The organism is Mesorhizobium sp. B2-8-5, assembly GCF_006440675.2.
Lineage (GTDB): Bacteria > Pseudomonadota > Alphaproteobacteria > Rhizobiales > Rhizobiaceae > Mesorhizobium.
In genome coordinates, this window is the sequence record NZ_CP083951.1 from 5,411,954 (window position 1) to 5,423,775 (window position 11,822).

The 11,822-nt window shown below is 65.5% G+C and carries 16 protein-coding genes; 5 read left to right on the plus strand and 11 right to left on the minus strand.

The window, feature by feature from the left end; genetic code table 11:
• Positions 1-38: 38 nt before the first annotated feature.
• The gene (locus FJ430_RS26875) at positions 39-833 is read right to left on the minus strand and encodes an anti-sigma factor family protein (RefSeq protein ID WP_140703008.1); all 795 of its coding nucleotides are present in this window, start codon (positions 831-833) and stop codon (positions 39-41) included.
• Positions 830-1,348, minus strand: a complete 519-nt coding sequence (locus FJ430_RS26880; protein WP_140651661.1) for an RNA polymerase sigma factor — start codon at positions 1,346-1,348, stop codon at positions 830-832. Before FJ430_RS26880 ends, FJ430_RS26875 begins: the two co-directional genes overlap by 4 nt.
• A gap of 213 nt (positions 1,349-1,561) precedes the next feature.
• On the opposite strand from FJ430_RS26880, the gene FJ430_RS26885 reads away from it, so the two are divergent.
• Both FJ430_RS26885 and FJ430_RS26890 read left to right on the plus strand, forming a co-directional pair.
• Positions 1,562-1,813 (plus strand): type II toxin-antitoxin system Phd/YefM family antitoxin, encoded by a 252-nt coding sequence (locus FJ430_RS26885; protein ID WP_140703006.1) that lies wholly within the window; start codon positions 1,562-1,564, stop codon positions 1,811-1,813.
• Positions 1,806-2,201 carry a hypothetical protein gene (locus FJ430_RS26890; RefSeq protein WP_181175229.1) on the plus strand — a complete coding sequence of 132 codons (396 nt, stop codon included), beginning with the start codon at positions 1,806-1,808 and terminating at the stop codon, positions 2,199-2,201. The genes FJ430_RS26885 and FJ430_RS26890 overlap by 8 nt, the downstream gene beginning before the upstream one ends.
• 28 nt (positions 2,202-2,229) lie before the next feature.
• On the opposite strand, the gene FJ430_RS26895 is transcribed toward FJ430_RS26890, so the two are convergent.
• The gene (locus FJ430_RS26895) at positions 2,230-5,001 is read right to left on the minus strand and encodes a DUF2339 domain-containing protein (RefSeq protein ID WP_140703004.1); all 2,772 of its coding nucleotides are present in this window, start codon (positions 4,999-5,001) and stop codon (positions 2,230-2,232) included.
• Between the two features lie 47 nt (positions 5,002-5,048).
• Between FJ430_RS26895 and FJ430_RS26900 the strand changes: the two genes are divergently transcribed.
• Together FJ430_RS26900 and FJ430_RS26905 are read left to right on the plus strand one after the other, a co-directional pair.
• Positions 5,049-5,201, plus strand: a complete 153-nt coding sequence (locus tag FJ430_RS26900) for a hypothetical protein (protein WP_181175228.1) — start codon at positions 5,049-5,051, stop codon at positions 5,199-5,201.
• Between the two features lie 61 nt (positions 5,202-5,262).
• Entirely contained in the window at positions 5,263-5,727 is a 465-nt protein-coding gene (locus tag FJ430_RS26905) for an NUDIX domain-containing protein (RefSeq protein ID WP_140703002.1), read from the plus strand.
• Between the two features lie 8 nt (positions 5,728-5,735).
• On the opposite strand, the gene recO is transcribed toward FJ430_RS26905, so the two are convergent.
• The 6 genes from recO to FJ430_RS26935 form a co-directional block, all read right to left on the minus strand.
• Positions 5,736-6,494 carry a DNA repair protein RecO gene (gene recO / locus FJ430_RS26910; protein WP_140651653.1) on the minus strand — a complete coding sequence of 253 codons (759 nt, stop codon included), beginning with the start codon at positions 6,492-6,494 and terminating at the stop codon, positions 5,736-5,738.
• Positions 6,495-6,551: 57 nt separating this feature from the next.
• Entirely contained in the window at positions 6,552-7,484 is a 933-nt protein-coding gene (era, locus tag FJ430_RS26915) for a GTPase Era (RefSeq protein ID WP_181175227.1), read from the minus strand.
• Positions 7,469-8,203 carry a ribonuclease III gene (gene rnc / locus FJ430_RS26920; protein ID WP_413467885.1) on the minus strand — a complete coding sequence of 245 codons (735 nt, stop codon included), beginning with the start codon at positions 8,201-8,203 and terminating at the stop codon, positions 7,469-7,471. The genes era and rnc overlap by 16 nt, the downstream gene beginning before the upstream one ends.
• Complete coding sequence (lepB, locus tag FJ430_RS26925) at positions 8,190-8,939, minus strand: signal peptidase I (RefSeq protein ID WP_140644382.1); 750 nt, start codon at positions 8,937-8,939, stop codon at positions 8,190-8,192. The genes rnc and lepB overlap by 14 nt, the downstream gene beginning before the upstream one ends.
• A 79-nt stretch (positions 8,940-9,018) precedes the next feature.
• Positions 9,019-9,432 (minus strand): holo-ACP synthase, encoded by a 414-nt coding sequence (gene acpS, locus FJ430_RS26930; RefSeq protein ID WP_140644380.1) that lies wholly within the window; start codon positions 9,430-9,432, stop codon positions 9,019-9,021.
• Entirely contained in the window at positions 9,429-10,016 is a 588-nt protein-coding gene (locus tag FJ430_RS26935) for a DUF2062 domain-containing protein (RefSeq protein WP_140644378.1), read from the minus strand. The genes acpS and FJ430_RS26935 overlap by 4 nt, the downstream gene beginning before the upstream one ends.
• A 216-nt stretch (positions 10,017-10,232) precedes the next feature.
• Between FJ430_RS26935 and FJ430_RS26940 the strand changes: the two genes are divergently transcribed.
• Positions 10,233-10,763: a GNAT family N-acetyltransferase gene (locus tag FJ430_RS26940; RefSeq protein ID WP_140702998.1), complete on the plus strand. Its 531-nt coding sequence runs from the start codon at positions 10,233-10,235 to the stop codon at positions 10,761-10,763.
• On the opposite strand, the gene FJ430_RS26945 is transcribed toward FJ430_RS26940, so the two are convergent.
• Both FJ430_RS26945 and pyrE read right to left on the minus strand, forming a co-directional pair.
• Positions 10,741-11,124 carry a VOC family protein gene (locus FJ430_RS26945; protein WP_140702996.1) on the minus strand — a complete coding sequence of 128 codons (384 nt, stop codon included), beginning with the start codon at positions 11,122-11,124 and terminating at the stop codon, positions 10,741-10,743. The genes FJ430_RS26940 and FJ430_RS26945 overlap by 23 nt on opposite strands.
• A gap of 75 nt (positions 11,125-11,199) precedes the next feature.
• Complete coding sequence (pyrE, locus tag FJ430_RS26950; RefSeq protein WP_140644371.1) at positions 11,200-11,778, minus strand: orotate phosphoribosyltransferase; 579 nt, start codon at positions 11,776-11,778, stop codon at positions 11,200-11,202.
• Positions 11,779-11,822: the final 44 nt, after the last annotated feature.

The following is an 11,822-nucleotide window of genomic DNA, read 5'->3' on the forward strand; positions in this document are numbered from 1 at the left end:
GTTCGACGGGTTGCCGGCCGCCGAAAAACGCAGCCGGTTCAGCTCGATATGCCGGCCACGAGCTGGCCATAGGCGCTCTTTGCGACATCCGACAATCGCTCAGGCGGCAACGAGCCGACGACGGCGCAGGCATAGCCCTTGTCCAGCCAGTAGACCGCCTCCGGACCGCCCGCCTCGGCCGTATAGGTGCCCTTCGATGTTTGAGCCGATTCGGCGGTGACGAAGAGCGAGATGCGCTCGCCCTTGGCGTCCTCGTAGAGCAGCATTGCCGCCTTGCCTTGCTCACCGGCCGGCAGCAGCCGGCCGCCGATCAATTCGAAGCCCTCGGCCGTCAGGTCGGGCGCAACCAGCTTCAGCCCGACGCGGTTCGACAGCCAGGTCTGGAGATGATCCTTGTCGCTCGCCGGAACCTCGACGGCATGACGCTTCTCGGCCGCGTAGACGACATGGGCCGCGATCGCCTGCTCGGCGAGCTGGTCGTCGCCGTCGCCGCCACGGGCGATGCCGTCGATGCCGGCGATATAGCCGCCAAAGCCGCCGACGGCGAGCACCACGGCAGCCGCGGCCGAGAGCCACCAGCGCGAGCGCCAGGCCGATGCCTTTGCAGGGACCTGGCCGAGCAATGCCTGCCGCAGCCTCGCCGGCACCGGCTCGTCCATCACGCCAGCGAAAGCAGCGCGCATGGCGGCGCGATCGGCGATGTAGCGCGCGGACTTCGCCTTCATCTCGGGATTGGCCTCGAGCCAGGCGTCATAGGCCATGCGTTCGTCGCCCGGCAGCTCGCCGTCGAGGGCCATGTGGATATCGCGTTCGGAAAAATCACGACGGGTCATTTCTCGACGATCCTCAGCGAGCGGCGGCGCAATGTGTCGTCGAGCAATCCTCGCAATTCCTCGCGGCCGCGCGCGATGCGCGACATCAGCGTGCCGGCCGGCACGCCAAGGATGTTGGCTGCCTCGGCATAGGAAAAGCCCTCGATGGCGACCATCACCAAGGCCGCGCGGCGATCGGGGCTGATCGCCTGCAAGGCATCCATGATCTCGCGCGAAGCGATGGTCTCGACCTGATCGGCGGGCGCGGACTGGGCCTCACCGGCTTCGAGAGGCAATATCGCCGCCTCGCCGCGCCGGTTGACCTTGCGCATCTGGTCGATGAACAAGTGATGCATGATCGTAAACAGCCACCTCCGGGGGCTCTCTCCAGTCTGCCAGTTGTCGAGCCGCACAAGCGCCCGCTCCAGGCAATCCTGGACGAGATCGTCGGCGGAATCGCGGTCGCGCAGCAGCGAGCGCGCATAGCGCCGCAACCGCGGTATTTCGCTCAGGATCGCTGCCTTCTTGTCGTCCATGACCGCTTGTTTCGAGGTCGCTTTCCATCCCGATAGAACGCGCCTTCCAGGCGCGGTGCAAGCAGTCAGCGCGAAGCGGCCGAACCGCTGCGATTACCCAAGCAAATGAATAACGAAGGCGTGGGCCGGCTTATTCCCGTTCGAGTCCCAAACCGACTCATTGTTTAATTACGTAAGATACGTATATTGCGTATATCGCGTATGAGGCAATCGATGAAACAATTCACCTTTTCAGACATGAACCGCGTATCGGGCGAAATCCTCGAAACAGCAATGATCGAGCCTGTCGCGCTGACAAAACGCGGCAAGGAAAAGCTGATCATCCTGTCGGCCAGGCAATACCGGCAACTCGTTGGTTCGTCTCATGCCGCGGCTTACACGCTCGAGAATGCGCCTGACGAGATCCACAACGAACTGATGTCGGGGTTGGAAGCCATCATACGTGGCGATGAGCCGGATGTTTAAGCCCGGCGATCTGCTTCGATATTACTATTTGTGGGCACGGCAGGCTGACGCTGGTGAGGAGTCCGGCCGCAAAGCGCGCCCTGTCTGCATCGTGGTCAGAACGCCGACTACGCCGGCAGCGCTGTTCCTGTTCCCGCTCACCTCGCAGCAACCCCACGCGACCCGCACTTATATTGCCATCAGTGAGATCGAGTGTCGTAGGGGCGGCCTCGATTTTCCGTCATGGCTGATCCTCGACGAGTACAACCGTGCGCGTGTTGACGAAGCTTACGACCTCGTGACGACGAAGCCGATCGGTTCCTTCAGTCCGGCATTCGTCCGCAAGATTGCTGGCCTCATCAAAGAGGCAGCCGAAGAGCGCCGCCTGCGCGGCGTTGTCCGGAAATAGTGGCAGCAGTCCAGGAAACCCCAGACTTTCACCCTTTCCTCGCCCCCCGCGTCAGCAGCCGCTGGTAGAACAGGCCGATGCCGATCAGCACGGCGCCGAGGCCGATGAAGGAGAGCGCGCGCAGCACGCCTTCCAGCTCCGACATATCGAACAGGAAGACTTTCAGCACCGCGACCGCGATCAGCACCGCGGAGCCGATGCGCAGCACTTGCGACTTCAGCCAGACGCCGGCGGTAAGCAACGCAACGCCGATGACCAGCCAGAGCGCCGAGTAAGTGTAGGTCTCGAGCTGGCCAAGCCCGCTCCACAAGGCGATGAACTCGCCTTTGAACAGGCGGCGCACCGAAAGCGTGGCATAGGCGAAGGCAAGCAGCGAGGCGATCAGCGCCAGCATCGCCGCATACCATCTCGGACGCTTGTCGCGGACATAGAGCGCCAGCGCGCCCGCCGCGATCGCCGGCAGCAGATAGGCGAGGAACAAAAGGTTGAAGACAGGAATCGTGCCGGTCGACTCGTCCGTCAGCAGCGGGTTCAGCACCACGAAATGCTGCACGGCGATCAGGCCCGCCGAGATCACGCCGGCGGCCATCGAGCCATAGCGCAGCACCGAGCTTGGCGAGCGCATGTCGATGGCGACCAGCATGGCGCCGGCGCCGAGCGCGATCAGCGTGTAGATCGCCTGTTCGGCAAGGGTCACGGTGCCGGTGTCGATGACGCCACCATGCATGGCGTGGCGCACCAGCATGGCGATGGTGAGCAGCGCGAACAGCGCCGAGGCTGCCTCCATGGCAAGGCGCGGCCGGCCATTGGTGGTGCGGGCGAGTTGCCAGGCGGCGAAGCCGAAGGCGAGCGCCGGCACGCCGTAGCCAGGCAGCAGCCAGTTGAAGACCGGCGCCCTGGACAGAAACGCCGCGCCGACGATGGTCGGATCGAAGGCGACACGGGCGAGAACGGCGACCGCCGCGCCCACCGCGACCCAGCCCAGCACGGGGTAGGACCGCCAGCGCGTGGCCAGCGCCGGCACGACAGCGGCGGCGCCCAGGAGCACTGTCGTCCAGCCGGAACCGAAGGCCATGTGCAGCATCGACAGGCCGGCGAAGCCGGCGCCGCCAAGCGCGAAGGACACAGCCGGGCCGCCGGTCAACGGCGGCTCCTCGGCGCGCGCGATCCATTCACCGCCGGCGGCAAATGCGAGCACCAGCAACAGCGCCGGCAACGCGTAGCCGAGGTCGCGGTCGATATCGCCGAAGGTAAGCCACAGCGCGGTGAGCACCGTCAGCGGAGCAATGACGCCCCAGGCGGCCCAGCAGGCCGCGCGCGGCGAAGCGGTGGCGGCAAAGCGGCGCGCCGCCCAGAAACCGGCCGCGAGGAAGATCAGGCCAAGCGCGATGCCGATGCGGAAAGTAAGCGTGTCGGACGACGCCAGGGGCTGAGCGTCCAGCCCGATATCGAGCGCATTTGCGGCGATCGTGGCGGGCGGGATGATGCCGAGATAGATCAGCACTGTCGCGATGCCGGCGGCGAAGACCAGCGGCAGCGCGCGCGGCCGGCAGAGCGCCACCGCGACCAGCGCGGCCAAAAGGACCGCGCCGTGCAAGGCATCGCCGGCGCTGGCAAAGGCCGGATCGACGGACAGGCCAAGCGCGCTCAAGGCGATGAAGAAGCCGGGCACGATCGACGGCCAGTCGAAGCCGCGCGCCGCATCGTCGCGGCCAGTAACCAAGAAAAGGCCGAGCCAGACGAAAGCCAGCACGGCGAGCGTCGCCAGGCTGATGAACAGGACGGCGGCAAGATTCACGTCCGGCGCGTCGACCATGTAAAGAATGGTCCAGATGCCGGTGCCGGCGAAAGCGGCGGCAACCAATGCCCTCCAGTCGCGGATGCGGGCGATTGCCGCCGTGGCGGCGAGCACGATCGCCAGATAGACGAACAGCGCCCAGGGATTGGGCGCCTGCGAGGCGACCAGCGCCGGCGTGACCATGGCGCCGACGAGGCCGATGCCGGCCAGCGCCAGGCCATGCAGGAGCGATGCGCCAATGGTCGCGACGCCGACGGCGCCAAGCAGCAGGAAGGCCGTCGCCGGACCGATGAAGCCATAGATGCCGTGCGCGGCGTAGACCGTGCCGAACAGGATGAAGGCGCCCGCCCCGGTCAGGATCGCGGGGATGTAGGCGCCGGCGGCGCCTTGCACCGGCACCTTGAAGCCGGTGCGACGGATGAATTCGGCGCCGCCAATCAGCACCAGGCCGAGGATGCCGGCCATCGTCAGGCGCACGCCGGGGCCGAAGATGCCGGCTTCGATTGTGTAGCGGATCAGGAACAGGCCGCCCAGCGCCAGTGCGATGCCGCCGACCCAGACCGCCCAACGCGTGCCCAGCGCCGTCTCGACATCGCTCTGGCGCGCCGCCTTCGCGGGCGCGGGCGGTTCTGCTCCGGGCGTCTCGGTGGCTGAGACAGGTTGCGCCGGTTCGGACGGCCCGGCGGATTGCGCCGCGGCCGCCTGGGCTTTCGTCCAAGGTCCTGCCGCTGCCGCCTCTTCGGCCGCCTCGGGCTTCGCAGCGATCTCTTCGGCCGCGCCGTTCGCCGACCGCGCGGCAGGCGCCGCGGCTGCCTTGGCCTCCTCGGGAAGACCCTCCTGCGTGGCGTCCGCCGCCTTGGGCGCGGACAGCGAAGCGCCCGACTGCACCAGGCGGCGCAGGACGCCGAGCTCGCGCTCGACCAGCGCGATGCGGTTCTGCTGGCGTGAAACGATGACGAAAAGAGCTATGACGGCGGCAATGGCGATCAGGCTGAAAAACATGGCGGTTTCCCTCAAAACCAAACCAGTCGTGGCCAACAAATGCGGCGATGAGACGGCTGGTCGAAATCAGCGTCTTGCTGGCTAACAAGATCGGGCCGACTGACAAGATCGAGCATGTTTCGTCGCCGATTGCCAGCAACTTGCCGGTTCATCCCATGCCGGGCCGCCGGGCTGACGGCATTGCCGACGGGACTGCGTGACCTCAGCCGCGAAATACTCGTGCTATTCTCGCGCGGGCGAGAAGATGCCGCGAGGTGACCGATGCCGCAGAAAAGCGCGGGCCTGCTGATCCACAGGCGCATTGCCGGTGTGTTCGAATTCCTGCTCGTCCACCCGGGCGGGCCGTTCTGGGCAAGAAAGGATGAAGGCGCGTGGTCCATCCCGAAAGGACTAATCGGCGACAATGAGGATGAGCTGGAGGCCGCCAAACGCGAGGCCGAAGAGGAGCTCGGCGTCGCCGTCGCCGGCGATTTCCGGCCGCTCGGCGGCTACAAGCAGCCGGGCGGCAAGATCGTCATCGCGTGGAGCGTCGAGGCCGACATCGATACTGATGCCATCAGGAGCAACATGTTCACCCTGGAATGGCCGCCAAAATCGGGACGCATGAAGGAATTCCCGGAAGTGGATCGAGCCGGCTGGTTTCCATTGCCCGAAGCCGGGCTCAAGATCCTGAAGGGCCAGCGCGCCATGCTCGACGATTTCCTGGAGAAACGCGGCGCGGACTAAGTGCCTTGCTATCCTGCTTCGCCCGCAATCGCCTTCACCGCCGTATGATGCCGGCGCAGCGCGGCCAGGAAGCCGGCGCGGGAGTCGGGCGGCTCGAGGCCCCGCGGCTCGTAGACATGGCGGGTGAAGAAGAAGCCGGTCAGCCGGAAGGCATCTTCCAGTGCTGCAGCATCGGCGCGCAGGCCGGAACCGCGTTGCAGGAAGGCGGGCAGCGCCAGCATCTTGTCATGCCAGGCCGCACCGGCTTCGCGCGACACGGCGCGTCCGGATCTCGGCGAGACATAGGCGAGATCCTGCCTGGAGCCGGTCGCCGCGCACTGGCTGAGGTCGAGGCCGAAGCCCAATTCATCGAGGATGAGCAACTCGAAGCGCGCCACCAGCTCGCCCGCCGCGTCGGCATCGCCCAGATGGGAGATCATCACGGCAAGCGCCTCGTAAAGGCCGCCATGGGCATCGCGCTCGGGCAGGAGCCTGAGATGCGCGGCCATGGTCAGCAGGCCGTAGACGGCGACCGCACTGTCCATCAGCCGCGCGGCGTTCATCTCGATCGCCTCGGCCTGGAAGATACCCAGATGCTCGTCGAGCCGAGCCCGCCACAGAAGGTCGACGCGGTTGCCGGGCTGCAGTACCGGCTGCTGCTTGCGCGAGCGCCCTCCCCGCACCAGTCCGAGATGGCGGCCATGCGCGCGCGTCATCACCTCGAGGATGGCGCTGGTTTCGCCATGCTTGCGAGTGCCGAGAACTATTCCCTCGTCGCGCCATTCCATGGGCGGAGCTTTTCACCTGTTGCGCGGCGAAATCAAGTTGGAGCGACGCAAACCGGCTTACCCCGGAAACTCCAGCCCCATCTCGCGGTAGCGCTCGGGGTCGTCGCCCCAATTCTCGCGCACCTTCACGAACAGGAAGAGATGCACCTTCTGCTCCAGAATGGCAGCAATCTCCATCCGCGCGGCCTGCCCGATGGCGCGGATCGTCTCGCCCTTGTGGCCGAGCACGATCTTCTTCTGGCTGTCGCGCTCGACATAGATGACCTGCTCGATGCGCACCGAGCCGTCCTTCTTCTCTTCCCATTTCTCGGTTTCGATATGGGAGGAATAGGGAAGCTCCTGATGGAGCCTGAGATAAAGCTTTTCTCGGGTGATCTCGGCCGCGAGCTGGCGCATCGGCAGGTCCGAGATCTGGTCTTCCGGATAGTACCAGGGCCCCAAGGGAAGCGTCTCGGCGAGATAGTCGAGCAGGTCCTTGCAGCCGGAGCCGGTGAGCGCGGAGACCATGAAGGTGCGCTTGAACGGAACGCGTTCGTTCGCTGTCGCGGCCAGCGCAAGAAGCGTTTCCGGCTTGACGCGGTCGACCTTGTTGAGGACCAGAAGCATCGGCTGCCGGACGTCCTTCAGCCGGTCGAGGATGGCATCGGCGTCACCCTTGATGCCGCGCTCGGCGTCGATCAGCAGCACCACGACATCCGCGTCCTTGGCGCCGCCCCAGGCGGTGGTCACCATCGCGGTGTCCAGCCGCCGCTTCGGCTTGAAGATGCCGGGCGTGTCGACGAAGACGATCTGCGCGTTGTCATGCGTGGCGATGCCGCGCACGATGGCGCGGGTGGTCTGCACCTTGTGGGTGACGATCGACACCTTGGCGCCGACAAGCTGGTTGACCAGCGTCGACTTGCCGGCATTGGGCGCGCCGATCAGCGCGACGAAGCCGGAGCGGGTGTTGGGGGGCTCGGGGGATTGGTTTGCGGTCATGCCGCGCTCCATACGCCCTCGCGCAGCAAAAGAGTAGCCGCCGCTGCCTGCTCGGCCTCGCGCTTGGAGCGGCCGCTGCCGGTCGCGGGAGCAAAAGAGCCGACCTCGACGCTGACCGTGAACAGCGGATCGTGGTCCGGTCCCTCGCGGCCGTCGATGCGGTAGGCCGGCACGGCGCCGGCGGCCGCCTGGTGCGCCCACTCCTGCAATTCGGTCTTGGCGTCGCGCCGCGCAGCCCCTGTCGCTTGCGAGCGCGGCCGCCAGTAGCGGTGGATGAACGCACGCGCCGCGTCCAGCCCGCCGTCGAGGTAGAGCACGGCTATCAGCGATTCCAGAGCATCGGCGCGTAGATTGGTGCGCTTGCGTCCCTCGAGATTGCGCACATCGGAACCGGCGCGCACGAGTTCCGGCAGGCCGATCTGTTCGGAGATTTCCGAGAGCGCCTCGGCATTGACCAGCGCGTTGAGACGCAGCGAAAGCTCGCCCTCGGCGGCATCGGGAAAGGCCGCGAGCAGCATGTCGGCCACGACAAGGCCGAGAACGCGGTCACCCAGGAATTCGAAACGCTCGTAGTCGACGCCGGCATGGGTCGAACGGGCGCTGGCATGGGTCAGCGCCCGCTGCAGGCGCTGAGGGTCGGCGAAGACATGGCCGGTGCGCTCGACAAGCGCTTCGGCGAGGGCATCGGCGGTCAAACGCTTGCTGGCCGCCATCGCTCTAGTGGACGAAATGGAACAGGCGCCCGGCGCGCATCAGCGACGGCCACTTCCAGATCTCGAGCGGGCTCGCCTTGCCGGCGATCGAAAAGAAGATGACGTTGGCGCGGCCGACAAGGTTCTCGGCCGGCACATAGCCGACGGCAAAGCGGCTGTCGGAGGAGTTGTCGCGATTGTCGCCCATCATGAAATAGTGCCCGGCCGGCACGACGAATTCGCGCGTGTTGTCGCCGATCGAATCGGAATTGATGTCGAGCGTGTCGTAGCTGACGCCGTTCGGCAGCGTCTCACGATAGACATCGATCGGCCGGTTTTCCTCGGTGACATCGGGATTGTCGATCTGGCCGGTCTTTACGCGCGGCACGCCGACGTCATTGATGAAAAGCTGGCCGTCCTTCACCTGGATCTTGTCGCCGGGCAGGCCGACGACGCGCTTGATGTAGTCGACCGACGGATCCGGCGGGAACTTGAACACCACCACGTCGCCACGCTTGGGCTCGGCGCCCCAGATACGACCCGAGAAGAGATCTGGGCCGAAAGGCAGCGAGTAACGCGAATAGCCATAGGCCCATTTGGTGACAAAGAGATAGTCGCCTTCGAGCAGCGTCGGGCGCATCGAGCCCGACGGAATGGAGAAAGGCTGGAAGAGCAGCGTGCGGATGACGAGCGCGAGCAGCAGAGCCTGGATGATGACGGAGAAGGTTTCACCAAGCCCGCCGGATTTCTTCTGCGATTTTTCAGCCACGCTCATGTCGTCCTCGATTGTGCGATGTTGGTATAGAGTCTCGGCGGGCGCTGAGCAACGTCATGCCGCTCGTGGTCAAATGGAATCAATGTGGCGCTTGTTCGGCGGGCACTGCCTCGATGATCACAAAGGCTTGAGCAAGCGGGAAATCGTCGGTGATGGTGAGATGAATCAGCGCACAGTGGCCTTTCGGCAGGATTTTCTCCAGCCTGGCCGCGGCGCCGCCGGTCAGCGCCATGGTCGGCGCGCCGCTCGGCAGGTTGACCACGCCCATGTCGCGCCAGAACACGCCCTCGGCCATGCCGGTGCCCAACGCCTTGGCGCAGGCCTCCTTGGCGGCGAAGCGCTTGGCGTAGGAGGCAGCGCGGGCGGCGCGCTTTTCCGACTTGGCCTGTTCGACCTCGGTATAGATGCGCTGGACGAAGCGCCGGCCGTGCCGTTCCAGCGATTTTTCGATGCGTCTGATGTCGATCAGGTCGCTGCCGATGCCGATGATCATTCCGCCGGCACTTCCCGTCCGCCCTGCCGCGCTTTCTTCTCGGCGCGCTCGACCATGCGCTTCCTGCGCTGCTCGCGAAACACGGTCATGCCCCAGCGCGTGATGGCGTAGAACACGAGCCCGAAGACGAGGCCAAGCGGCACCGCGCCAATGAGCATCGGCTCCAGAACGGGGTGCCAGAGCTTCGCGAAGGAGAGCTTGTGCATCATTTCGCCCAGATGCTCGGGCGGGCCGTGCTTCGGCAGGTGCTCATGCAGGAGCAGTTTGCCGGTTTCCCAGGACGCGCCCCACAAAAGCGGGAAGGTCAACGGATTGCCGAAGAACACGGCGCCGAGCGCCGCCGCGACCAGATTGCCGGCGATGATCCAGCACAAAACGGCAGCGACGATGAAGTGGAAGCCAAGCGGGAAGAAGGAAGCGAAAACGCCCGCGGCAACGCCGGCAGCGACGGAATGCGGCGTCGCCTTCAGCCGCAGGATGCGTTTGGAGAAATATTGCACGGAACGCGAGAACGAGCGGCGCGGCCAAAGATAAGTACGCACCCGCTCCAGGAGGCCATCAGGCTCTCGGCGTCGAAAAAGCACTCTGTTCCAGTTCCCGGTCCAACATGCGCTGCCCCTGCCACCACCGGGTCGCGCCAAACATATCTTGCGCTTCGATGGCGCAGAAAGGCAACAAGTCTTTGATATAGCGACGGCCAGGCCGCGTAACAACGAAACGCCGCCGCGATGGTCTGCCGCAGGCTGTAACAACGGCTTCATTCTGGCGAAACTGAGGAGAAGAACCAGGATGCGGAGCCGATGACCACCATTCGACCGGCGCGGGCCGAGGACGCCGAGGCATTGCCGCCTATCGAACAATCGGCCGGGGAAGCGTTCCGCGCCATTCCGGAACTGGCGTGGCTTGCCGACGGAGACAATGTCAGCCCGGAGCGGCACCGCGCGCTGATCGCCGGTGGCGCATGCTGGGTGGCCGCAGACGAGAAGGACCGGCCGGTCGGCTTCCTGAGCGCCGGGATGGAGGGCGATGCGCTGCATATCTGGGAGCTGGACGTGCGCCTCGACCGGCAGGGCCAGGGCATCGGCCGGGCTTTGCTTGAAAGGGCGCTTGGGGACGCCAGGCAGCGCGGCCTGGCCGCGATGACCCTGACCACGTTTCGCGACGTCGCCTGGAATGCGCCCTTCTATCAGCGGTGCGGATTTCGCATCCTGGAAGGCGCTGAGGTCGACAGACGGCTGGCCGATCTGCTCAGCGACGAGGCCGATCATGGTATGGCTTTGGACCAGCGCTGCGCCATGCGGCTCGATCTCAGTCGAGCTGGTACTCGCTGACCTCGACCAGATTGCCGTCCGGATCGCGGAAATAGACCGACATCATCGGGCCGCGCGCGCCGGTGCGCCCGACCGGGCCGACTTCGATCGCCACGCCATTGGCTTCGAGGCTGGCCTGGACTTCGGCAAGCGGCACCGCCGCCACGAGGCAGAAATCGCCGGAACCGGGCGTCGGCGTCTTGGCCTTCGGCTCGAACGTGCGGCCGACCTCATGCAGGTTGATCTTCTGCGCGCCGAACAGAAGCGCGGTCGGCCGGTTCGATTCATCGAGCCGCCGCATGCCGAGCACACGCTCGTAGAACTCGCAGCTCGCTTTCACCGAGTGGACCGTCAGCACGAAATGGTCGATGCCCGCGATCATTGCCGCCTCGGCGCGCGTCGCTGCGAAAGAGATTCAAGCGATGCGCTCAAGTGCTTGGTTTCATACATTGGGGAGTCAGATGTTGCGGCTTCCCGGCTTAACGGCGGGAATGGCGGCGAGTTCCGGCGGCAGGCGGTCGGCGGGATAGGCCGGCACCTCATATTCGGCAAGCGCGATCAGCGGCACGCCGACATCGGTCTTACCGGCCGAGCGGTCGATGATACAGGCGGCCGCCACCACTTCCGCGCCGATCTCGCGCAGGCAATCGATGGTCTCGCGGATCGACAGGCCCGTGGTGACGATGTCCTCGACGATGACGACGCGCGAGCCTTCGGCAATCTCGAAGCGGCGGAGCCTGAATTCGCCCCCTTCCCGCTCGACCCAGATCGCCGGCGCGCCGAGATGACGCGAGGTCTCATAGGCCGGAATCAGGCCGCCGATCGCCGGGCCGACGACATAGTCGATCCTGCCCGGCACCGCTTTCCGGATTTTCTCGGCCAGCGCCTTGCACAGGCGCTCGGTCTTGTCGGCATGCATGAAGACCCGCGCCTTCTGCAGGAAGACCGGACTGCGCAGGCCGGACGTCAGGATGAAATGACCTTCGAGAACGGCGCCGGCCTCACGGAAAATGCCCAGCACTTCGTCGGTGTTCATTTTTATCCCCTATTCAATCCCTGACCCGTTCCACTTTTCGCGGT